Genomic DNA, 21,319 nt, shown 5'->3' with positions numbered 1-21,319 from the left:
GCTTCCGGATGCGCCTCAGCGCGTCAGGAAGCCCAGCACGCGGCTGGCCAGCTTGCCATACGGCGGCCGCAGCAGTGTCAAAGGGCTGTAGCGTACCTGGTAGAACACGGGCCGCAGCTTGCTGAACGTCTGGAAGCCTTCGACGCCGTGGTAGTGGCCCATGCCGGACTCGCCCACGCCGCCGAACGGCAAGTCGTGCTGGCCCACATGGAACAGGGCGTCGTTGACGGAAACGCCGCCCGACATCACGCGTTCGATCAGCATGTGCACGGTCTTGCCCTGGTTGCTGAAAGGATAGATGGCCAGCGGGCGCGGTCCCCCATTGATGCTGTCGATCACGCTTTCCAGCGTCGTGTAGCCGCGCAGGGGCAGGATGGGACCGAAGATTTCACGCGTCAGCAGCAGGCTGTCGGCGGGCGCATCGAGCACGATGTGGGGCGCGATCTTGCGCGTGGCGCGGTCGTAGGCCGGTCCCGGCAGCAATGAAATGACTTGCGCCCCCCGCGCGCGCGCCTCGTCGAGCGCCTGCAGCAGGCGCTCGAACGATGGCGCATCGATGATGGAGGTGTAATCGGGCGTATCGAGCCGCGCATAGCGCGCGGGCACGATGTCGCGCGCATGTTGCACGAAGGCGGCGATGCTGTCCTGCGGCAGCCAGGCGTGGTCGACGCTGGTGCAGATCTGCCCCGCGTTCAGGTACTTGACGAACAGGATGCGCTCGGCCGCCGTGCGCAGATTAAAGTCGGGGCAGACGATGGCCGGCGCCTTGCCGCCCAGCTCCAGTGTCACGGGACACAGATTCTGTGCCGCGGCCGCCATGACGGCGCGGCCCGTCTGGCCGGAGCCCGTAAACAGCAGGTGGTCGAATGGCAATCGAGAAAAAGCAATGCCCACGCCGCCCGTCTCTTCAAAAAACTGCAGTTTTTCCGCTGGAAAGTAGGCGGGCATGGTCTCGATCAGCAGCCGGGCCAGGTGGCGCGAATTCTCGCTCATCTTGACCATGGCGCGGTTGCCGGCGGCGAAGATGTAGGTCAAGGGCACCAGGCTCAGGTTCACGGGGAAGTTCCACGGCACGATGACGCCGACCACGCCCAGCGGCTGCGGGATCACGCGGTTGCGGGCACCGGGAAAATTGCGCCAGTCCACGGCGCGCCGCTGCGGCCGCATCCATTTCTTCAGCTGCTTGAGCACGTGGTCGATGCCGTCGATGGCAGGAAAGATCTCCGCCAGCAAGGTTTCGTGTTCGGAACGGTTGCCATAGTCGGCGCTGATGGCCGCGCACAGTGCCGCCTTGTGCTCGCGGATAAACCGTTGCAATGTCAGTAAATCGCGCCTGCGCTCGGCCAGCGACGGCACCGGGTGCGCCAGATAGGCGGCACGCTGGCGCGCCAGGGTAGCGTCGAGCACGGCGTGCGCCGGGGGATCGGTCATGTGCATGGGTTTCCTCGCGTAGGCTGGCGTCGTTGACATGGCAGGGTACTGCAATCCGGCAACGATACGCATTTTGCAGTATTGCGGATCCAGCAATTATTGTCTATCGTCAATCGTGCGCATGCACGAGGCTTGCGCGCAATTGGCCGTAAAATGCAGGTTTGCCGATTCCACGGCATGTATTCAGGAAAGCCATGAGCTCGACCACGCCAGACTCCCTGCACATCGTTTGCCCCCATTGCGACGCCGTCAACCGCCTGCCGCCAGCCCGCCTCAGCGAGCAGCCCACGTGCGGCAAGTGTCAGAAGGATTTATTCACGGGCCAGCCCGTGGACCTGGCCAGCGCCCGTTTCCTCAAGCATATCGGACGCAGCGACATTCCCGTGCTGGTGGACTTCTGGGCGCCCTGGTGCGGTCCCTGCCGCAGCATGGCGCCGTTCTATGTCCAGGCCGCCAAAGTGCTGGAGCCGGCGTTCCGCGTGGTCAAAGTCAATACGGAAGCGTCGCAAGACCTGGGCGCCCGTTTCAATATCCGCAGCATTCCCACCCTGGCCCTGTTCCGCAATGGCGTGGAAGTGGCGCGCCAGCCTGGCGCCATCGACGCCAATGCCATCATCGCCTGGGCGCGCGACAAGGCGCGCGGCTAAGCACGCAGCACGCAGGCAGGCACGCCGGGCAACCGTCGTGCTTTTTTATTTGACAATAAGTATGGCGCCATATTATATTGCGCCATATGATAAAACTCGAACAGAAATACACGGCCCTGCTGGACGACGTGCAACGTCGCGCGCTCGGCGCGGCCATGCCGGAAGCCATCGGACACCTGCGCCTGTGCTTTGAAGTGCTGGGCCTGGCGTCCGCCATCGATGGCGATTGTGCCATGCGCCTGGGCCGGCACGGCCTGTCGGAAGGCAAGTTTGTCTTGCTGTTCCTGCTGCGTGACGTGCCACAGGGGCTCTCGCCGCATGAGCTGGCCGAGCGGGCCGGCGTGACGCGCGGCACCATCACGGGTTTGCTCGACGGCCTCGAGCGCGATGGCTTCCTGGCGCGCCACGCGGACCAGGCCGACCGGCGCAAGCTGCTGGTGCGTCTGAGCGCCAAGGGGACAACGGCGGCCGCGACGCTCGTCGATGAACACGCGCAGTGGATCGCCAGCCTGTTTGCCGATTTCACGCCTGAAGAAATGCACGTGTTGAGTTCCCTGCTGGAAAAAGCCTGGCGCAAAACAGACCGGGGCGCGGCATGAGCAAAGGCATCGCCGACATCGCGCCCGCGCGCCTGGTCCTGTTGAACGGGGGCGCGGTGGCCTGCGCCACCTTGACGGAAGGGCTGGCCGTCGATTTCAGCATGCTGCTGGCGGCGGCCGTGCCCACCATCGGCGAGGACAGGCTGGCTCTGATGCGGGTGCAGGCGGGGGCAGGCATCACCAGGCGCATGGCGCTGGCGGCGCAATTGCTGCTCGATACCCGGGTGGACTTGGCGCCGTTGCTGGCGCATGCGTCCGACACGGTGCGGGGCTGGGTTTGTTTCGCCATCGCCGCCCGGCCTGACCTGGATTTGCCGCAACAGCTGGCCGCCATGCGTCCGCTGGCCGACGATGGGCACTTCGGCGTGCGCGAATGGGCCTGGCTGGCGCTGCGGCCCCGGCTGGCAGCGAGCCTGGACGAGGCCATCGCGCTGCTGGCGCCGTGGACGGCGGAGCCATCGGAACGCCTGCGCCGCTTTGCCTGCGAAGCGCTGCGTCCGCGCGGCGTGTGGTGCGCGCATATCGCCCGGTTAAAACAGCAGCCGCAGCTGGCCTTGCCGCTGCTGCAGCCGTTGCGGGCCGACCCGGCCGTCTATGTGCAGGATTCCGTGGCGAACTGGCTCAACGATGCGGCCAAGAGCCAGCCGGAATGGGTACGCGACCTGTGCGGGCAATGGCTGGCGGACGGCAGCAACGCCGCCACGCAGCGCATCTGCAAGCGGGCCCGGCGTTCGCTGGCCTGACGATGGATCACTCAAGGAGAAAACATGCACTATCTGCTGGAATTGTATAGCCCGAAACCGGCCTGGCTGGCCCTCGATGGCGCCGCGCGCCAGGCGTATTTCGCCGTGGTGGGCGCCGGCATGGCGGCCCTGTCGGGCAGCGGCGCCGAGGCGCTGGCCATGGGCGCCGTCGATGGCGGCAAGTTGCATGGGGCTACCCAGCAATTTTATGCCGTCTGGCGCTTCCCGGACGAGGCGGCGCTCGACGCCTTGCTGGCGGGGATCGCCGCCACGGGTTGGCATGACTATTTCGGCACCATCAATGCCGCCGGCCCGGCCGTGGATTTCCCCGCCCACCTGGCGCAGCTGGCAGCGCTCTAGGTAAACAGCGCTTTGCGCCCGCATCGGGTAAAGTTTGCCGTATTGCCATAATTACCTGACTGTCATGCCGTCCAGACTGCTCCCCATCCTGCTGTTTACATTCTTGCCGCTGGCGCCGCACGCCGCCCCGGTTGCCACGCCGCAAGCCCTCGTCGCCGCGGCCCGCAGCCAGGTGGGCGTGACCGTGCGGTACGACCCGCGCTACGAGCGCCTCGCCTATCCGGGCGGCGACGTGCCCCTCGAGCGGGGCGTGTGCACGGATGTGGTGGTGCGCGCCTACCGCCAGCTGGGGCAGGACTTGCAGGTGCTCGTGCACGAGGACATGCGCAAGGCGTGGCAGGTGTACCAGCAGCAGGGGCGCTGGCAGATGAAGGGGCCGGACCGCAATATCGACCATCGCCGCGTGCCGAACCTGGGCACCTTCTTTGCGCGCCACGGCACCAGCCTGCGGCCCAGCGAGAAGGCGGGCGCTTACCGCGCCGGCGACATCGTCACGTGGCGTCTGCCGCGCAATCTCACGCATATCGGCATCGTCAGCGACAGGCAGTCGTGGAATGGCGTGCCGCTCATCATCCACAACATCGGCGAAGGGGTGCGCGAGGAAAATATCCTGTTCAGCTATCCGGTCACGGGGCATTACCGCTGGCAGGCGCGCTGAGGGGAGCGATTTCCTGCAGGATGGCCAGCACGATGGCCAGCGCCGTGTCGATATCGAGCCGGTCGATGGCGCCATAGCCGAGGAACAAGCCTTCATGGCGCGCCGGACCATGGTAAAAGCTCGACAGCGCATACAGGCTGACGTCGGCCAGGCGCGCCCGGCGCAGCAGTTCGGCGATGTCGAGCGGCGCCTGCGCCACAGCCGCCACGTGGAAGCCGGCGCTGGCCGGCACCAGGCGGAACCAGGGCGCCAGCGGGCCGTTGAACCAGTGCTGCAGCCGTTCGCGCCGTCCCGCATAGATGTCGTGGCAGCGGCGTATGTGGCGCAGCAAATGGCCATCCTGGATGAACTTGGCCAGCGCGTGCTGGCCCAGGCTGGCCGTATGGCAATCGTCCAGGTATTTCACCGTTTGCACGGCGGCCACGATGGCTTGCGGCAGCACAACATAGCCGAGCCGCAATTCCGGCAGCATGATCTTGGAAAAGCTGCCCACATGGGCCACGATGCCGTAGCGGTCCATGCTTTGCAGAGAATCCTCGGGCCGGCCCTCGTAGCGGAAGGCGCTGTCGTAATCGTCCTCGATGATGATGGCGCCCAGTTGCCTGGCACGCTCCAGCAGGGCATGGCGGCGCGCCATGCTCATCGGCATGCCGAGTGGAAACTGGTGTGCCGGCGTGACATAGATCAAGCGCGTGCCATCGGGTATCTGCTCGACGACGAGGCCGTCCTCGTCCACGGCCACGCCCGTCACGCGCGCGCCATGGCTGGCGAACACGGCGCGCGCCACGGGATAGCCGGGTTCTTCCACGGCAACCGTATCGCCCGCTTCCAGCAGGGCATGCGCCAGCAGGCCCAACGCCTGTTGCGCGCCGCTCGTCACCAGCACCTGTTCTGGCGTGCAATGGATGCCGCGGCTGAAGGCGGCGTGGCCGGCGATCGCCGTGCGCAGGGCGGGCAAGCCTTCCACGGAGCTGTAGCGGCCGCGCGCCTGGCCATCCTGGCGCAGCGCGTGCAGCACGCAGGCGCGCCATTCATCCTGCGGGAAGTGCGATGGCGTGGCGCGTCCGCCGATGAAGGCATAGCGCGCCGGGGTTTCCTGTCCCGCCCGGCGCAGGGGCAGCGGCATGGATTCCCACTGCGCGATGCGTTGCGCGCTGGCCAGCGGCGTGCTGGCGTGACGGCGCTGCGGCGAGGCATGCGGCGTCTGCACGAAACTGCCCACACCGACCTTGCCTACCAGCAGTTTTTCATAGGCGAGCTTGTCGTACACGTCCGACACCGTCTTGCGCGACAGGCCCAGCTGGCTGGCCAGCAGGCGCGAGGGGGGCAGTTGCTGGCCGTCGCTCAGGCGGCCGGAGCGGATCGCTTCGCTGAGCTGGCGATACAGCTGGCCGCCCAGGTCGCGCGTGCCGTCGATCAGGATATGTAATTCCATGGGATGTCTGCTGGTGGTCTGCCATTTTTCGGCGGGATTGGCCTGCCGCGCGCGCTGCTCGCGCTTCTACAATAGTGCATCTTTACTCTATCAAGGAATGCATCATGACACAGCCAAGACTCGACTTCACACAAGCTTCGCCGGACGCCGTCAAGGCCATGTACGCGCTGGAAGCGGCGATTGCCAGGCTGGGCGTGGAACACTCGCTGCTCGAGCTGATCCGCCTGCGCGCGTCGCAAATCAACGGCTGCGCCTTTTGCGTGGACTTGCACACGAGCGACGCGCGCAAGGCCGGCGAAACGGAGCGCCGCCTGTACGCCGTCTCCGTCTGGCGCGAAACGCCGTTCTTCACGCCGCGCGAGCGGGCCGTGCTGGCCTGGACGGAAGCGCTGACCCTGCTGCCGCAAAGCCAGGCGCCGGACGACGTGTACGCGGCGCTGGCCGAGCAATTGACGCCGGCGGAGATGGTCAACGTGACCCTGGCCATCGGCACCATCAATACCTGGAACCGGCTGGCCGTGGGTTTCCGCAAGATGCCCGAGTAAATCCTGTGTTCGTTCTCGAACAGACAGCTGGCTGGTCCCCATGTAATCTGGCACGATGACTTTGACTTATCAGCCAGGGAGCCGCCATGGACATACATACCGGTGACGCCGTCGACAAGACGCCGCAGCAACTTGAAGGATCGCAGGAAGAGGCGCGCCGCGCCTTTATCGCCGAACTGTGGCGGCGCTTTGAAGCCTTGCAGGAATGGGCCGTCAGCCATTGGCCGGACCAGCAAAATCCCCTCAGTTCGGCCGACTTCGTCGAGGCGCGCAAGGAAATTCTGAGTTTGCGCTCGCCGGCCGGCTCATTGAACCAGCCGGCCACGCGCGATGCGGCCGAACCGGAGCCGGAGCAGGGCGGGGCGCAGTATGTCGACGTCACCCCCGCGCCCTGGCCTTGACGCAATCCTCAACGAAGTCGCAGGTCGGATTGGCGCGCAATTGCGTCATCGGACCTCACCCGCGAACCATGTTTCGGATTACGGCCCGTCAGGCCTAATCCGAGCTACGCGTCTGCCTTACCCTGGGCAAACACCCAGCACAGCAAGCTCACCACCAATCCCGCCATCACGCCATACGCCAGGTTCAAGGCGCTGTCGAACAGCAGCGGCGCCACCAGTCCCGAAACGAGCGCGAACAGCAGCATCTGGATGAACGACTGCATCGACGAGGCCAGGCCGCTGTTGTTGGGGAAGTGGTTCAGGGCCATCAGGGTCATCGGCGGCATGGCGATGGACAGGGCGAACGAATAGAAGAACAGGGGCAGCACGGCCCATGGCACTTCGGCGGCAAAGAAATAGTTGTAGCCGATGTTGGCCAGCGCGGCCACCAGCATCAAAATAAATCCGGCCCAGATCATCTGGCGCTGGCTGTAGCGGTGGGCGATTTTCGCCGACAGGGCCGAACCGATCACCATGCCGCTGATCAGGGGAATGAACAGCCAGGCGAACGCCGTTTCCGGCAGGTGCAGGATGTTGATGATGAAATAGGCGGCCGAACCGATGTACAGGGCGAAGCCGCCAAAGGCCGCGCCGATGGCCGTCGACAGCAGCAGGAACTGGCGGTGGCACAGCACTTTCCAGTAATTGACGGCGATGTCGCCCAGGTGGAAGGCGTGGCGCTGCTCCTTCGGCAAGCTTTCCGGCAAGGCGCGCCAGACGATGACGAACATCAGCACGCCGAAGGCCGTGAGGAACCAGAAGATCCAGCGCCAGCCCAGGCCCACCTGCAGCCAGCCGCCCAGCACGGGCGCGATGGCCGGCGCCAGCGCGAAGACCATCATGATGTGCGAGAGGATTTTTTGCGCGGCGGCGCCCGAATAGCGGTCCTGCACGATGGCGCGGCCGATCACGGAGCCGGCGCCCGCCGACAGTCCCTGCAGCACGCGCCAGGCCAGCAGCCAGCCCAGCGACGGCGCCAGCGCCGCGCCCACGGAGGCGATCACGTACAGCACCAGCGAGACGAGAATCACGGGACGGCGGCCGAACGAGTCGGACAAGGTGCCGTAGAACAGCATCATGAACGCAAACGTGAACAGGAAAAAGCTCAGGGTTTGCTGTACCAGCAGGGGGCTGGCATTGAAATCTTGCGCGATGGCGGGGAAAGACGGCAGATAGGTGTCGATTGCAAGCGGTCCGACCATCGCCAGGCCCGCCAGGATCCATGTTAATAATTTAGTCATGTTGAAGAGTGTTTTTGTTAGTCCGTCATTTTACGCTAGTGGAGGCAATCGGGTTTGCCGACGCCCTTGCTGGCCTGACATATGCGTTTTTCGCATATGCAAGCGTGAAATTCTTCGTTGGTGTCGCCGGCGCCGGCCGCTAAGCTGGGGCAACCCGGCCTGTGCGCCGTTTTTCCGGAAGTGAGTCCCCATGCACAGCATCTATCCCGCAGCACCCGCCGACGACACGGTCCAGTGGAACCTGGGTCCCGTGATCCAGGCGCTGCGCACCTCGCGCGAGGAAAAGCACAAGATCCGCCATAACGGCAGGGTGCGCGAACTGCCGTCGCGCGAAGCCCTGACCACCATCGTCAACGGCTTGTCGGCGGCCCTGTTTCCCACCCATTACGGGCGACCCAACCTGACCGATGAAAGCATCGACTACTTTGTCGGCGATACCCTGAACACCACCCTGAACCGCCTCAGCGAGCAGGTGCGGCGCGGCCTGCTGTTTTCTGCCCCGGCTCACGCCGTGCCCGCCGGCGACGAGGACGATGCCGCCAGCGACGACGCGGCGCTGGCGCAGCAGGCGCGCGACATCACGCGCGCGTTCGCCGCCAGCCTGCCCGACATCCGCGCGCTGCTGGTGTCGGACGTGCAGGCCGCCTACGCGGGCGATCCGGCCGCCACCTCGGTGGCCGAGATCATGCTGTGCTATCCGGGCACCATCGCCATCCTGTACCACCGCCTGGCGCACCGCCTGCATGCGCTGGGTGCACCGTTCCTCGCACGCCTGATCGCCGACATCGCGCATACCCTGACCGGCATCGACATCCACCCGGGCGCGCATATCGGCGCGTCGTTCTTCATCGACCATGGCACGGGCGTGGTGATCGGCGAGACGGCCATCATCGGCCAGCGGGTGCGCCTGTACCAGGCCGTCACCCTGGGCGCCAAGCGCTTCCCGGCAGATGCCAGCGGTGCGCTGATCAAGGGCACGCCGCGCCATCCCATCGTCGAGGACGACGTGGTGATATACGCGGGCGCGACGGTGCTGGGGCGCATCACCATCGGCGCGGGGTCGACCATCGGGGGGAATGTGTGGCTGACGCAGAGCGTGCCGCCGGAGAGCAATGTATCGCAGGCGCAGATGCGCAATGACTGAAGAGTGGCCGAGAAAACGTCCATGACAGCGTTGCAGCGCCTTGGCGTACTAGCGTACTGCCTGCGGCGCTGCGCCTTGCCCTGAACGTTTTTCGGGCACTCTTCACATGCGGGAGTGCGGGTTTTACTTCACCGTCAGCGCTTCATAGCGCGCCACGGGAACGCCATCCTTCAGCAGCAGCAATTCCTGGTCGGCATAGCGGTAGCCATTGACTTCGCCCAGGGTGGTCAGCAGTTCGCGCTCGAGCTCCATGTCCTGCGGCTGGCACATCATCATGGTGCCGGCCATCTGGCCAAAGCTCAGGGTGCTGACGCCATCGCTGGTGTAGCCGCCCATCATCTGGTTGCAGCCGCTGTGGCCACCGGCGCGGCCTTCGGCCAGCAGCAGGGTCACGTCGCGCTGTTCGGGCGCCTTGCGCACGATTTTCTTGCCCTTCAATTCCTTCAGCTTCCACTGCGTGTCCGTCAGTTTCGGCGCCGGCTTGGCGGGCGAGGTGGCGCCGGGCGCCGCGGCGGCGGCATCGCTGCGTACCGGGGTTTGCGCGCAGCCGGCCGTGAAGGCGACGATGGCGGCCAGGGGAATCAGGGTGGCGATCTTGAACATGGCAATTCCTTATGAAATCAGGGGGAGCAGAATGGCGCCAGATTAGCAGATAGGCGCCGCGCCAGCGTGCACGGTTGACAAGCTCATTGCTGTTTTTCCTGCTCCAGGCGCGCCTCGAGCAGGGTGCGCGCGGCCGCCACGTAGGCGCGGCAGGCCTGCAGGTCGACGAAGGCTTCGCTGCCTGCCGTCGCACTGGCCTCCAGCCGCTGCCACAATTGCGACGCTTCCGGGTGGGCCGAGATCAGCACGTCGCACGGCAGCTTTTCCAGCGTCTCGAAGCTGTGGCGCAGGTCGGCCAGCGCCTGCGGATACTCGCTGCTGGCGCTGAACTTGAAGCCGGGGCGCGAGACGGCGTTGAGGCTGTCCGCGTACACCATGTTCAGGCAGCGCGGACCGTCGCACGATTGCCACGTCCAGCTCAGGCCTCCGGGCGTGTGGCCCGGCGTGGCGTGCGCCGTCAGGTTGACGGGGCCGACGTCGAAATGGCTGCCGTCGCGCGCCAGGCGCATGTCCTTCACGGGCGGGTACTTGGGCAGCGCATGGTATTGCGGGTCGTCCGGTCCCACTTCTCCCGATGCCAGGTCCAGCGCCGCCGACGGGCTGGCGGCCACCAGCGCATTGCTGCGCCGCTGCAGCTCGGCCAGGCCCCCCGCATGGTCGATATGGCCGTGCGAATTGAGTATCAGCTTGACGTCCTCGATGCGAAAGCCCAGCGCGGCGATGTTGGCGATGATCTTTTGCGCCGATTCCGGCAAGCCGCCGTCGATCAGCACATGGCCTTGCGGCGACGTGACGAGCACGGAGCTGAGGCCCTTGACGCCCACATAATAGGTATTGCCGAAGATGCGGAACGGCGCCTGGTCGGCGTTCCAGGCGGCGCAGACTTCGCAGCCGGGCGTGGCCGCCGTGGCGGGAACCTGCGCCAGCGCCACGGAGGCCTGGCTGGCAAGCAGCAGGGCCAGGGCGAGAGCGCCGTGGCCGGCCAGCGCGCGTGGAGATGTGAGGGGCATTGCAGTCCTTATCCGTGTTGCCAAGGTGGCGTATGCTGACACGGAACAGGGCGCGACGCAAATGGTCACAAGGATGCGGGCGGCGCACCGGCGGCATCGAGGTACACCAGTTCGATCAGGGTATCGTCCGCATAGCGGCTGTCGCCCAGGGGGGCCTGGAAGGACGTGCCCGTATCGTTCACCGGCAGCGCGATGCGGCGCACGCCATCGAGCAGGGTGGCGCTGGCGATGGCCGGATCGCTGTACGTGCCCATCTTGAGCTTGCCGGCGGCGCACCAGTCGGTGCCGCGCAGCTTGGCGGCGACAAGGGTGCGTAGCCAGAACGGCATTTCTTTCCTGGCAATCGCGCTGCTTACCTGGCATTGCAGGCGCAGGTCGCCCAGACGGCGCATGCCGGGCGGTACGCCGTCGCTGCGCACGCTGGCCTGCCAGCGGAACCGGTCTTTTTTCTGGTTGGTGACCAGGTCCGCGTCGTCGCTGTCGGCTTGCGCGCTGCGGGGCAGCGCAAAGCTGCCATCGGCAGACAGGGGCACGCTGATCGCCGTCTCGTTGCCGACGATGCGCAAGGTTGCGTCCCGCAGGGCATCGGTCGCGATACCGGGACCGGGAATCAGCCGGAAGCGCACTTCGCGTGCCCTGGACGCCATTGCATGGTGGTCGTCAAAGGCATCGAGGCCGGCCGCCATCGCGCGGTAGGATTTGATTTCCGGGTCGCGTATGCTGCTGACGTGGACGGACTGGCTGGTGTCGGCCGGCGCGGCCCGCTCGTCGTTTTGCGCGGCGGCCTGGCCACCGCACAGCAGGCTGGCGGCCATGACGCCGCAGGCGAGGAGGGGCGCTGGTTTGCCTGGAGAAGAAAAGGAATGCACGCACTTGCCCATGTATTATTAACACGGCAAGCTAACATGAATGGCAGGGCTTGTCACTGCCCCGCCACCTGGCGTTCAGGCGGCGGCCAGGGTGGCGTTGTCCGGCGCGATGCTGACCTGGCGCCCCGCGTGGCCGGCCGGCAGGCGCGGGCCGTGGCCAAACACCTTGTGGCGCAAGGTGCCGTCGTCGTAGCTGGTGCGGTAGCGCCCGCGCCGCTGCAGTTCGGGCACGATGTGGGCGACCACGTCGGCCATGCTGTCGTGCGCCACGGCGAAGGCGAGATTGAAGCCGTCGATGCCCGTTTCATCTGTCCAGGCCTCCAGCTGGTCGGCCACCTGGCGCGCATCGCCGACGATGACGGGGCCGCGCCCTCCCAGGCCGATGTATTCGGCTGCTTCGCGCACCGTCCAGCGGCGATCGGGGTCGGCCTGGCTGAACGAGGCCAGCGCCGAGCGGCCCGCCTCGGAGTCGATGTATTCGATGGTGGCGTCGAGCGGATAGCGGCTGAAATCGACGCCCGTCCAGCCGGACAGCAGCACCAGCGCCGCTTCGATGTTCACGTGGCGCAGGTAGTCGGCGTGCTTGGCGCGCGCCTCGGCTTCGGTGGCGCCCGTGATGACCAGCGCCTGCGCGTAGATCAGCAGCGCATCGCCGTCGCGGCCGGCCAGGCGCACGGCGGCGCGCAGCTCGTCGGCGTAGCGTTTCACCACCGTCTTGCTGGGGCCACTGACGAAGGTCGCTTCCGCATGGCGCGCCGCAAAGCGCGTGCCGCGCGGCGAGGTGCCCGCCTGGTACAGCAGCGGCGTGCGCTGCGGCGACGGTTCGCACAAATGGATGCCGGGCACCTGGTAGTGGCGCCCGGCATGGTTGATCGGATGGACGCGGGCCGGATCGGCATAGATGCCGCGCGCCTTGTCGTTGACGACGGCGTCGTCGTCCCAGCTTTTTTCCCACAGCTTGTAGACGACGTCGAGGTATTCGTCGGCCAGGTCGTAGCGCTCGTCGTGGCCCAGCTGCTGCTGCAAGCCCAGGTTGCGCGCCGCGCTGTCGAGGTAGCCGGTGACGATATTCCAGCCGATGCGCCCGCCCGTCAGGTGATCGAGCGTGGAGATGCGGCGCGCGAACGTGTACGGGTGTTCGTAGGTGAGGGCGCAGGTGACGCCGAAGCCCAGGTGCGTGGTGGCTTGCGCCATGATGGGCACGAGCGCCAGCGGGTCGTTCAGCGGCACCTGCACGCCGTGTTCCAGGGCCGCATCGAGGCTGCCCCGGTACACGTTATACACGCCCAGCACGTCGGCCAGGAACACCGCGTCGAACAGGCCCGCTTCCAGCAGCCGCGCCAGTTCCGTCCAGTGCCCGGGATCGGTGTAGCGGTGGCTGCGGTCGCGCGCATGCGTCCACAGTCCCGGCGACTGGTGGCCGACGGTATTCATCTGGAAGGCGTTGAAGCGTATCGTCTTGCTCATGGCTTATTTCGCCGCCGTCTGCAAGGCTTGCTGGTAGTCGGGTTTCGAATAGCCGGCGAAGTGCTTGTTGGTGATGTCGAGGAATTCGCGCGAGCGGTAGGCGGCTGCCAGGTCTTTCGCGAACTGCTTGTCCTTGTCGGCCGTGCGCACGGCCACGAGGTTGATGTAGTTGGGCGAGATTTTCTCGGCCACCAGCGCGTCCGTCAGTTTCAGCCCGGACGCCAGCGCGTAATTGCCGTTGATGAAAGAGTAATCGGTGTCGCCCAGCGAACGTGGCAGCTGCGCCGCTTCCAGCGGCAGCAGCTTGATTTTCTTCGTGTTGACGGCGATATCCTTTTCCGACGCGCGCACGGGGTCGAAATTGTCGCGCAGCTTGATCCATTTCAATTGGTCGAGCAGCACCAGCGCGCGCGCCTGGTTGGTCGGGTCGTTCGGCAAGCCTACCGTCGTGCCTTCCTTCACGTCGTCGAGCGTCTTGTGCTTCTTGCTGTAGATGGCGATCGGCGCCGTGGGTATCGTGATCAGGTCCGTCAGGGCCAGCTTGTGCTCTTGCGCGAATTTCTTCAGGTAGACGATGTGCTGGAAGACGTTGGCGTCCAGCGAGCCCTCGGCCAGCGCGAAATTGGGCTGGATGTAGTCGTTGAATTCGACCAGCTTGACCTTGTAGCCCTGTTTTTCCAGGATAGGCTTGATGCCCAGCTTGATCTGGTCCGCATACGGCCCGGCGCTGGTGCCGATGGTGATGTCCTTGGGATCCTTGGCGTGGACGAAACCGCTGGACAGGGCGAGTGCCAGGGCGGTGAGAACGATGCTGCGGCGGGCGATGGTCATGGTGGCTCCTTGGTGGGTGAATCAGGAATAAGCCGTCGGCTCGGGCACGGTGCCGTTCAGGGCAAAGCGTCCCAGGTCGCGCAGCTTGTAGTCGATGGGGTCGTGCAGGGTATGCACGCGCACGTTGCGCCAGTAGCGGTCGTAGCCATACCGGGCCGAGGTGGAGCGGGCGCCCGTCAGTTCGAACATCTGGCTGCTGATCTCCAGTCCCGCCTTGTGCGCCAGGCACTTGGCTTCGGCCACGGCCACGGCCAGCAAGCCCCGTTCGCGCGCCGTCACCAGCGGTCCCTTGCGAAATACGCTTTCCAGCTCCTGCGCCGCCGCGTCGGCCAGCACCTGCGCGGGACGCAGCAGCAGCCATAGCTGGCCGTAGCGGTGCTGCACCAGGGGATCGTCCGCGGCTTGCGCCACGCCGGAGGCGAACCAGGCCTTCGCCTGCTCGCCCGTATAGCGGCGCGCCGCCTCGAACGCGCCTTCGGCGATGCCCAGGTACAGATTGGCCATGATCAGCTGCGCGATCTGCGAGCGCACGGTGGCTTGCGGCGTGGCCGCCTGCGCGGGCGCCTGCAGCACCAGCTCCCGTGGCAGGGCGACGCCCTGGAAATGCACGTTGCCGCTGTCCGTCTGGCGCTGGCCGAAGGCGTCCCAGTCCGCCTGCACGGTCACGCCGTCCTGGCGCGTGGGCAGGGCGGCGATCAGCGCCGTCTGCGTGGGCGCGTGCCAGGCGGAGACGGTCAGCCAGTCGGAACCGACCGAGCCGGAGGAAAAGCTCTTGACGCCATCGAGGAGGTAGCCGTCTTCGCTGTCCTGCGCGGTGACGCGCTTGTCGAGGGGATTCAAGGCATTGCCCCAGAACAGGCGTTCGTCGACGGTGAGCGTGAGCAGGCGGCGCTGCTGCTGCGCGCTGCCGTACAGCTGCAGGCCGGCCAGCTGCAAATGGTGGAAGCCGAAGACGTGCGCCAGCGCGCTGTCGGCGCGCGCCAGGATGCGGATCACCTGGTACACGAGGGGCCAGGACGCGCCCTGGCCGCCGAATTCCACGGGGACCGATAACGTCAGCAAGCCCGAATCGCGCAGCCATTCGCGCTCCTGCGCCGCATGGCCGCCGGCCTGGTCGCGGGCATTCGCCGTTTCGGCCAGGCGCGCAGCGAGCGAGGTGGCGATGCCGATGGCGTCCTGCAGTGGTTCCGGCGTGGGGAAGGCGGGGCGGGTGGCGTGGAGGAAGGCGCTAGACATGGGGACAATTCCAGAAAGACGATGCAGCCGATATTGCACCGCCAGGCGCGCGCCGTACACGAAGAAAACCGCGCATGCATATGCGGAAAAAGCCGTGCGGACGCCTGCGGCATGTCTTGCGGGGCGTCAGGCGCGGATAGTCGGAAAACGCATATCGAAGCGCGAAAGCATTCGTTTTGCCGGAGTCCTGATGGCGATAGGCTGCAAGCATCCGGGCAGATCCACTTTCGCACTTTCGACAACGCACAGGGACGGGCATTACATGAGCATCTTGTTATTGGGCGGTAGCCCCCAGCTACCATCGAGTTCCAGCCGCTTGCTGCTGCATATCGGCGACCAGCTGGCGCTGCAGGGCCACAGCTACGCCAAGCTGCATGTACGCGACTTGCCGGCGCGCGCCTTGCTGCTGGCCGACTATGACGACGTGACGATCGCCCGCGCCGTGCGCGCCGTGGCCGACGCCGATGCCATCGTCATCGCCACGCCCATCTACAAGGCCTCCTATACAGGCTTGCTGAAAGCCTTCCTCGACCTGCTGCCGCAAGATGGCCTGGCCGGCAAGCTGGTGCTGCCGCTGGCCACGGGCGGCGGCCACGCCCACACCCTGGCGCTCGACTATGCGTTGCGTCCCGTGCTCCATGCGCTGGGCGCCAAGCAGGTCTTCACCAGCATTTACGCCAATTCGCAACAGCTGGACTGGCATGAAGAACGGGGCCTGAGCCTGGATGCGCCGATCGCCGCGCGCGTGCAGGCCGGCATCGAGGAACTGTCGGCCGGCCTGTTCGTGCTGCAGGGCCGGCGTCCTTCCGCGCCAGCCGATATTGCGGCGCCCGTCCGTTCGCTGCAGGACCAGCCTTACGCTCCCCGGTTTCAAGCCGCCTGACTATTCACCGACCAAGGAAACGCCATGACACACCGCCACGCACAACGCCTCTCGCGCCGTACCACCCTGGGCCTGCTGTTCGCCGCCGCTGCCGGCGTGATGGCGGCCGGCATGCCGGTGACGGCGCAGGCCCAAGCCAGGGGGGAGGTGCAGGTGCGTATTGGCTACCAGAAATACGGCACCCTGACGTTGTTGAAGGGGCGCGGCACCCTGGAAAAACGCCTGGCCGAGCAGGGCGTGAACGTGAAATGGACGGAATTCCCGGCCGGCCCCGTGCTGCTGGAAGGCTTGAACGTGGGCAGCATCGACTTCGGCACGGTCGGCGAAGCACCGCCGATCTTTGCGCAGGCGGCCGGCGCCAACCTGGTGTACGTCGGCAATGAGCCGGCGTCGCCGGCCAGCGAAGCCATCGTCGTGCCCAAGGGTTCTGGCCTGCGCACGCTGGCCGACTTGAAGGGCAAGAAGATCGCCCTGAACAAGGGGTCGAACGTGCATTACCTGCTGTTGAAAGCGCTGGAAAAGGCCGGTGTCGCGTATGCCGACATCCAGCCCGTGTTCCTGCCGCCGGCCGATGCGCGCGCCGCCTTCGAGCGCGGCAGCGTGGATGCCTGGGCCATCTGGGACCCGTTCCTGGCGGCCGCCGAAAAGCAGCTGGGCGCCCGCGTGCTGGCCGATGGCAAGGGGCTGGTGGCGAACTACCAGTTCTACCTGGCGTCGCGCACCTATGCGGAAAAAAATCCCGAGATCCTGCGCATCGTGCTCGACGAAGTGGCCAAGGTCGATGACTGGGGCCGCAACAACCCTGACGAAGTGGCGACGATTCTGTCGGCGCAGACGGGCTTGAGCAAGGATGTCGTGGCGCTGGCCGCCTCGCGCTATGCCTACGGCGTGAAACCCGTGTCGGTCGACGTCATCGCTTCGCAGCAACGGGTGGCCGACTCTTTTGCCAGCCTGAAGCTGATCCCGAAACCCATCGTCGTCAAGGACGCGCTGCTGCCGGCGCGCCAGCTGGCCACCAGCACCAAATAAACAAGCAAAGAAACAAGCAAAGGAAAGCGCACCATGTCATTGAATGTCTTCTGGTTTATCCCCACCCACGGCGACAGCCGCTACCTGGGCACGTCGCAGGGCGCGCGCCCCGTCGATGCCGATTACTTGCGCCAGGTGGCCGTCGCCGCCGATACCCTGGGCTACGACGGCGTGCTGCTGCCGACGGGCCGCTCCTGCGAAGACGCGTGGGTGGTGGCTTCGTCGCTGATCAGCGTGACGCAAAAGCTCAAATTCCTGGTGGCCATCCGCCCCGGCCTGTCCACGCCCGGCCTGGCCGTGCGCATGGCGTCCACCTTCGACCGCCTGTCGAACGGGCGCCTCTTGATCAATGTCGTCACGGGCGGGGACCAGGGCGAACTGGAAGCGGACGGCCTGTTTGCCGACCACGCCAAGCGCTATGAAATTTCCGATGAATTCATCAAGGTGTGGCGCGCCACGCTGGCAGGCGAGGGCGGCGCGGCCGGCTACGACTTCGAGGGCAAGCATATCCAGGTGAAGGGAGCGAAAACCCTGTATCCGCCCGTGCAGAAACCGTATCCGCCCCTGTACTTCGGCGGCTCGTCGGAGCCGGCACACGAACTGGCGGCCGAGCAGATGGACGTCTACCTGACGTGGGGCGAGCCGCCGGCCGCCGTGGCGGAAAAGATCGCCGACATCCGCGCGCGCGCCGCGAAAAAAGGCCGCACGGTGCGCTTCGGCATCCGCCTGCACGTGATCGTGCGCGACACCAACGAGGCGGCCTGGCGCGCGGCCGATGAACTGATCAGCCATCTCGACGACGACATCATCGCCAAGGCGCAGGCGGCCTTCGGCAAGATGGATTCCGTGGGCCAGCAGCGCATGGCGGCCCTGCATGGCGGGCGGCGCGACAAGCTCGAAGTGTCGCCCAACCTGTGGGCCGGCGTGGGGCTGGTGCGCGGCGGCGCCGGCACGGCCCTCGTCGGCGACGGCCCGACCGTGGTGGCGCGCATGCAGGAGTACGCGGACCTGGGCATCGACACCTTCATCTTCTCGGGCTATCCGCACCTGGAAGAGTCGTACCGCTTCGCCGAGCTGGTATTCCCGCTGCTGGGCAAGGGCAAGGCCGTGGGCGAGCAATCCTTGAGCGGCCCCTTCGGCGAAGTCATGGCCAGCAACATCGTGCCGGCCGCGCCGCAGAAAAAGGCGGCTTGAGATGGCGGCCGGCATCGCCAAACGCGCGCCCGGCACGCCGTGGCGCGATGGCTTGGCGCCGTGGGCCCTGCCCGTGGCGCTGCTGCTGGCCTGGCAGCTGGCGTCGCAATGGGGCTGGCTGTCGAGCCGCATCCTGCCCGAGCCGTGGGCCGTGGCGAAAGCCTTCTGGAGCCTGGCCGCGTCGGGCGAGCTGTGGCTGCACCTGAAAACGAGCTTGTGGCGGGCGACGCTGGGTTTCGTCATCGGCGCGGGGCTGGGCTTGCTGCTCGGGCTCTTGACGGGCAGCTTCCGCCATGCGGAAACCCTGCTCGACACCACCCTGCAAATGGTGCGCAACATCCCGGCCCTGGCCCTGATCCCGCTGGTGATCCTGTGGTTCGGCATCGACGAGACGGCCAAATTGTTCCTGCTGGCCGTCGGCGTGTTCTTTCCCGTCTACCTGAACACCTTCCACGGCATCCGCTCGGCCGACCAGGGCCTGATCGAAATGGCGAAAAGCTACGGCCTGTCCGGCTGGCCCCTGTACCGCGACGTGATCCTGCCGGCCGCCATGCCGTCCATCCTGGTCGGCGTGCGCTTTTCTCTGGGTCTCGTGTGGGTGCTGCTGATCGTCGCCGAAACCATCTCGGCGCAGGCCGGCATCGGCTACATGACCATGAATGCGCGCGAATTCCTGCAGACGGACGTGGTGCTGGTGGGGATTTTGCTGTATGCCTTGCTGGGCAAACTGGCCGACCTGTTTTCGCGCCGGCTGGAACGCCACTGCCTGCGCTGGAACCCCGCCTACCGATAATGATTGAAGAGGACACCATGCTGCTCGCCCCCATCCAGATCGAAACGGATTTCCTGTCCCATTTCGTGCAGTACGACCCCGCCGGCGCGCCGCCGCAGGCGAAAACCGCGCCGTCCGCGCCCCTGCAGCGCCGCGGCGTGCCGTTGGCGTTGACAAAGCTGAGCAAGTCCTATATCAGCCGTCCCGTGCTGAAAAACGTCGACCTGCAGCTGGAAGCGGGCGAGTTTGTCGCCATCGTGGGGCGCAGCGGCTGCGGCAAGAGCACCTTGCTGCGTTCGATCGCGGGCCTGGAAAGCATCGATGAAGGGACGGTCGACATCGGCAGCGGCGTCGGCGCCCCCGATATCCGCATCATGTTCCAGGAATCGCGGCTGCTGCCGTGGAAGACGGTGCTCGACAACGTGGCCCTGGGCTTGCCCCGTTCCATCGGCGCGGCGGCCGCCTCGCTATGGACGGTGGGCCTGGCCGAGCGCGCGGACGACTGGCCGGCGGCCCTGTCGGGCGGGCAGAAGCAGCGGGTGGCGCTGGCGCGCGCCCTCGTGCACGAGCCGCAATTGCTGCTGCTCGACGAGCCGCTTGGCGCGCTCGACGCCCTCACGCGCATCGAGATGCAGCAGCTGATCGAGTCGCTGTGGCTGGCGCGCGGCTTTACGGCCGTGCTGGTGACGCACGACGTGGCCGAAGCGGTGGCCCTGGCCGACCGCGTGCTGCTGATCGAGGAGGGGCAGATCACGCTGGATGTGCAGGTGGACTTGCCGCGCCCGCGCCAGCGCGGCCATGCGGCCTTCGCCGCGCTGGAGCAGGCTATCTTGTCGCAGGTGCTGCAACCGACTCCGCCAGCACGATGAAACCGTCGGCATCGACCGTCGCCACGATGCCCTCGTAGCTGGCGATGGCCGGGTGGCGCGTGGCCAGCGGGTGCGCATGCGTGGCGGTGACGACGACGACTTTCGCGCCAGCCGCTTCGCCCGCCTCGATGCCGACCGAGGCATCTTCGAACACCAGGCAGTCAGAGGGCGCCACGCCCAGCTTTTCAGCCGCCAGCAGGTAGCAATCGGGTTTCGGCTTGCCCGCCTTGACGTCTTCGGCCGTCACCATGATGGCCGGTATCGGCATGCCGGCCGCCTTCAGCCGCGCCGTGGCCAGCGCCCTGGGCGCCGAGGTGACGATGGCCCATTGCGCCGGCGGCAGCGACTGCAAAAAACGCCCGGCGCCCGCCACTTCAATAATCCCGTCCACATCGATGATTTCCGCATCCGTGATGCCCTGCGACTCGCGCTGCGCGTCGATGCCGGGCAGGCGCAGCCTGGAAATGGTGTCGACCGAGCGCGCGCCATGGATGGTGGGCAGGAAGGCCGCCACGTCGAGTCCCTGGCGCTGCGCCCACGTGCCCCAGATGCGTTCGGCGGCGGCGATGGAATTGATGACGGTGCCGTCCATGTCGAACAGAAAAGCCCGGTAGCGGCCGGCGGCCGATGGCAGTGATGGAGACGACGGCGAGGGCAGGGCGGACATGGCTTCCTTCCAAAAGATGGGCTGGAAGCCATTGTAACGGCAGTCGATTTTTATTTCACAGGTAGACCGATTCAAACCTGGCCACGGGCGCGCCATCCTTGAGCAGGACCAGGAATTCACCATCGAAGCGGTAGCCGGTCACGCTGTTCAGTTTGGCCAGCACGGCGTTTTCCAGCTGCATCAAAGACGGCGGGCACGCCATGCGGGTGCCGGCCAGTTGCGTGAAGCGCAGGGCCGTGCCGGCCAACGTGTAGCCGCCCATGACCTGGTTGCAGCCCGTGAATCCGTGGACCCTGCCCTCGTCGGTGAGGGTGATGCGCACTTCGCGTTCCTGCTCCGGCGCCATGACCACCGGGGCGCCATCGAGCTCCGTCAGCTTCCAGTAGGTGTTCGTCAGGCTGTAGCTGGGCGTCAGGTCGGTGCCCGGCGCGGCGCCGTCGTTCGTCACGGCGCAGCCGCCGGCCATGGCGATGGCGGCCGCGAGGGGCAGGTATTTGAGGCGATGCGTGAGGCGATGCAGCATGGAAGTCTCCTGTGTAAAAGGGTATTTAAAAGGCTATTCAAGGGAAATGTTCGCAAGACTAGCAGTTTTCCCGCGCCGGCCTGCGTACCGCTGCGGCAAATGTTTCCATTTTGCCAGTCCTGG

Annotated in this window: 24 protein-coding genes; 13 read left to right on the top strand and 11 right to left on the bottom strand. The window is 66.2% G+C overall.

All coding sequences use genetic code 11. The features are described 5' to 3' along the window. Positions 1 to 15 precede the first annotated feature (15 nt). Positions 16 to 1,431, bottom strand: coding sequence for a coniferyl aldehyde dehydrogenase (locus O0880_RS22615; protein WP_289888891.1), 1,416 nt, complete (start codon positions 1,429 to 1,431; stop codon positions 16 to 18). A gap of 194 nt (positions 1,432 to 1,625) precedes the next feature. On the opposite strand from O0880_RS22615, the gene trxC reads away from it, so the two are divergent. From trxC to O0880_RS22590, 5 genes are all read left to right on the top strand, one after another. Beyond that, a complete protein-coding gene (gene trxC / locus O0880_RS22610; RefSeq protein WP_289888890.1) occupies positions 1,626 to 2,078 on the top strand; it encodes a thioredoxin TrxC in 453 nt (150 codons plus the stop codon). An 89-nt stretch (positions 2,079 to 2,167) separates the two neighbouring features. Then, positions 2,168 to 2,677 (top strand): MarR family transcriptional regulator, encoded by a 510-nt coding sequence (locus tag O0880_RS22605; RefSeq protein ID WP_289889132.1) that lies wholly within the window; start codon positions 2,168 to 2,170, stop codon positions 2,675 to 2,677. Next, entirely contained in the window at positions 2,674 to 3,420 is a 747-nt protein-coding gene (locus O0880_RS22600) for a HEAT repeat domain-containing protein (RefSeq protein ID WP_289888889.1), read from the top strand. Before O0880_RS22605 ends, O0880_RS22600 begins: the two co-directional genes overlap by 4 nt. A gap of 24 nt (positions 3,421 to 3,444) precedes the next feature. Next, positions 3,445 to 3,780 carry a DUF6616 family protein gene (locus O0880_RS22595; RefSeq protein WP_289888888.1) on the top strand — a complete coding sequence of 112 codons (336 nt, stop codon included), beginning with the start codon at positions 3,445 to 3,447 and terminating at the stop codon, positions 3,778 to 3,780. Positions 3,781 to 3,844: 64 nt separating this feature from the next. Then, positions 3,845 to 4,438 (top strand): DUF1287 domain-containing protein, encoded by a 594-nt coding sequence (locus O0880_RS22590; protein ID WP_289888887.1) that lies wholly within the window; start codon positions 3,845 to 3,847, stop codon positions 4,436 to 4,438. Here O0880_RS22590 and O0880_RS22585 read toward each other — a convergent pair. Further along, positions 4,407 to 5,873, bottom strand: coding sequence for a PLP-dependent aminotransferase family protein (locus O0880_RS22585; protein ID WP_289888885.1), 1,467 nt, complete (start codon positions 5,871 to 5,873; stop codon positions 4,407 to 4,409). The genes O0880_RS22590 and O0880_RS22585 overlap by 32 nt on opposite strands. Positions 5,874 to 5,977: 104 nt before the next feature. Here O0880_RS22585 and O0880_RS22580 point away from each other — a divergent pair, with 104 nt between their 5' ends. Continuing rightward, positions 5,978 to 6,418: a carboxymuconolactone decarboxylase family protein gene (locus tag O0880_RS22580; RefSeq protein ID WP_071324290.1), complete on the top strand. Its 441-nt coding sequence runs from the start codon at positions 5,978 to 5,980 to the stop codon at positions 6,416 to 6,418. Positions 6,419 to 6,504: 86 nt separating this feature from the next. After that, a complete protein-coding gene (locus tag O0880_RS22575; protein WP_289888881.1) occupies positions 6,505 to 6,819 on the top strand; it encodes a hypothetical protein in 315 nt (104 codons plus the stop codon). A gap of 104 nt (positions 6,820 to 6,923) precedes the next feature. Here the strand turns inward: O0880_RS22575 and O0880_RS22570 are convergent, their stop codons facing one another. Next, positions 6,924 to 8,099 carry a multidrug effflux MFS transporter gene (locus O0880_RS22570; RefSeq protein ID WP_071324288.1) on the bottom strand — a complete coding sequence of 392 codons (1,176 nt, stop codon included), beginning with the start codon at positions 8,097 to 8,099 and terminating at the stop codon, positions 6,924 to 6,926. Positions 8,100 to 8,289: 190 nt separating this feature from the next. On the opposite strand from O0880_RS22570, the gene epsC reads away from it, so the two are divergent. After that, entirely contained in the window at positions 8,290 to 9,243 is a 954-nt protein-coding gene (gene epsC / locus O0880_RS22565; RefSeq protein ID WP_289888880.1) for a serine O-acetyltransferase EpsC, read from the top strand. Between the two features lie 123 nt (positions 9,244 to 9,366). Here the strand turns inward: epsC and O0880_RS22560 are convergent, their stop codons facing one another. From O0880_RS22560 to O0880_RS22535, 6 genes are all read right to left on the bottom strand, one after another. After that, the gene (locus O0880_RS22560; protein WP_289888878.1) at positions 9,367 to 9,846 is read right to left on the bottom strand and encodes an META domain-containing protein; all 480 of its coding nucleotides are present in this window, start codon (positions 9,844 to 9,846) and stop codon (positions 9,367 to 9,369) included. Between the two features lie 83 nt (positions 9,847 to 9,929). Then, positions 9,930 to 10,856 (bottom strand): subclass B3 metallo-beta-lactamase, encoded by a 927-nt coding sequence (gene bla / locus O0880_RS22555; RefSeq protein WP_289888877.1) that lies wholly within the window; start codon positions 10,854 to 10,856, stop codon positions 9,930 to 9,932. Positions 10,857 to 10,921: 65 nt separating this feature from the next. Continuing rightward, positions 10,922 to 11,671 carry a hypothetical protein gene (locus tag O0880_RS22550; protein ID WP_289888875.1) on the bottom strand — a complete coding sequence of 250 codons (750 nt, stop codon included), beginning with the start codon at positions 11,669 to 11,671 and terminating at the stop codon, positions 10,922 to 10,924. 129 nt (positions 11,672 to 11,800) lie between these two features. Next, the gene (locus tag O0880_RS22545; protein ID WP_289888874.1) at positions 11,801 to 13,192 is read right to left on the bottom strand and encodes an LLM class flavin-dependent oxidoreductase; all 1,392 of its coding nucleotides are present in this window, start codon (positions 13,190 to 13,192) and stop codon (positions 11,801 to 11,803) included. Positions 13,193 to 13,195: 3 nt separating this feature from the next. Continuing rightward, positions 13,196 to 14,023: a MetQ/NlpA family ABC transporter substrate-binding protein gene (locus O0880_RS22540; RefSeq protein WP_289888873.1), complete on the bottom strand. Its 828-nt coding sequence runs from the start codon at positions 14,021 to 14,023 to the stop codon at positions 13,196 to 13,198. Between the two features lie 21 nt (positions 14,024 to 14,044). Beyond that, entirely contained in the window at positions 14,045 to 15,259 is a 1,215-nt protein-coding gene (locus O0880_RS22535; RefSeq protein WP_289888872.1) for an acyl-CoA dehydrogenase family protein, read from the bottom strand. A gap of 262 nt (positions 15,260 to 15,521) precedes the next feature. Here O0880_RS22535 and ssuE point away from each other — a divergent pair, with 262 nt between their 5' ends. From ssuE to O0880_RS22510, 5 genes are all read left to right on the top strand, one after another. Next, positions 15,522 to 16,142: an NADPH-dependent FMN reductase gene (gene ssuE / locus O0880_RS22530; RefSeq protein WP_289888871.1), complete on the top strand. Its 621-nt coding sequence runs from the start codon at positions 15,522 to 15,524 to the stop codon at positions 16,140 to 16,142. A gap of 99 nt (positions 16,143 to 16,241) precedes the next feature. After that, positions 16,242 to 17,171 carry a sulfonate ABC transporter substrate-binding protein gene (locus tag O0880_RS22525; protein ID WP_289889131.1) on the top strand — a complete coding sequence of 310 codons (930 nt, stop codon included), beginning with the start codon at positions 16,242 to 16,244 and terminating at the stop codon, positions 17,169 to 17,171. 33 nt (positions 17,172 to 17,204) lie between these two features. Beyond that, entirely contained in the window at positions 17,205 to 18,365 is a 1,161-nt protein-coding gene (ssuD, locus tag O0880_RS22520) for an FMNH2-dependent alkanesulfonate monooxygenase (RefSeq protein WP_071324279.1), read from the top strand. A gap of 1 nt (position 18,366) precedes the next feature. After that, a complete protein-coding gene (gene ssuC, locus O0880_RS22515; RefSeq protein ID WP_289888869.1) occupies positions 18,367 to 19,158 on the top strand; it encodes an aliphatic sulfonate ABC transporter permease SsuC in 792 nt (263 codons plus the stop codon). Between the two features lie 17 nt (positions 19,159 to 19,175). Then, complete coding sequence (locus O0880_RS22510; protein WP_289888868.1) at positions 19,176 to 20,006, top strand: ATP-binding cassette domain-containing protein; 831 nt, start codon at positions 19,176 to 19,178, stop codon at positions 20,004 to 20,006. Here O0880_RS22510 and O0880_RS22505 read toward each other — a convergent pair. Together O0880_RS22505 and O0880_RS22500 are read right to left on the bottom strand one after the other, a co-directional pair. Then, on the bottom strand, positions 19,963 to 20,673 hold the full coding sequence (locus O0880_RS22505; RefSeq protein ID WP_289888867.1) for an HAD-IA family hydrolase: 711 nt from the start codon (positions 20,671 to 20,673) through the stop codon (positions 19,963 to 19,965). The two genes, O0880_RS22510 and O0880_RS22505, sit on opposite strands and share 44 nt — an antisense overlap. Before the next feature lie 55 nt (positions 20,674 to 20,728). Continuing rightward, entirely contained in the window at positions 20,729 to 21,196 is a 468-nt protein-coding gene (locus O0880_RS22500) for an META domain-containing protein (RefSeq protein WP_289888866.1), read from the bottom strand. Between the last annotated feature and the right edge of the window lie 123 nt (positions 21,197 to 21,319).

It is taken from the genome of Janthinobacterium sp. SUN118, from assembly GCF_030397695.1.
Classification (GTDB): domain Bacteria; phylum Pseudomonadota; class Gammaproteobacteria; order Burkholderiales; family Burkholderiaceae_D; genus Janthinobacterium.
Note: the sequence above shows the minus strand (reverse complement) of the source record. Positions and strands in the feature narration are given on the sequence as shown.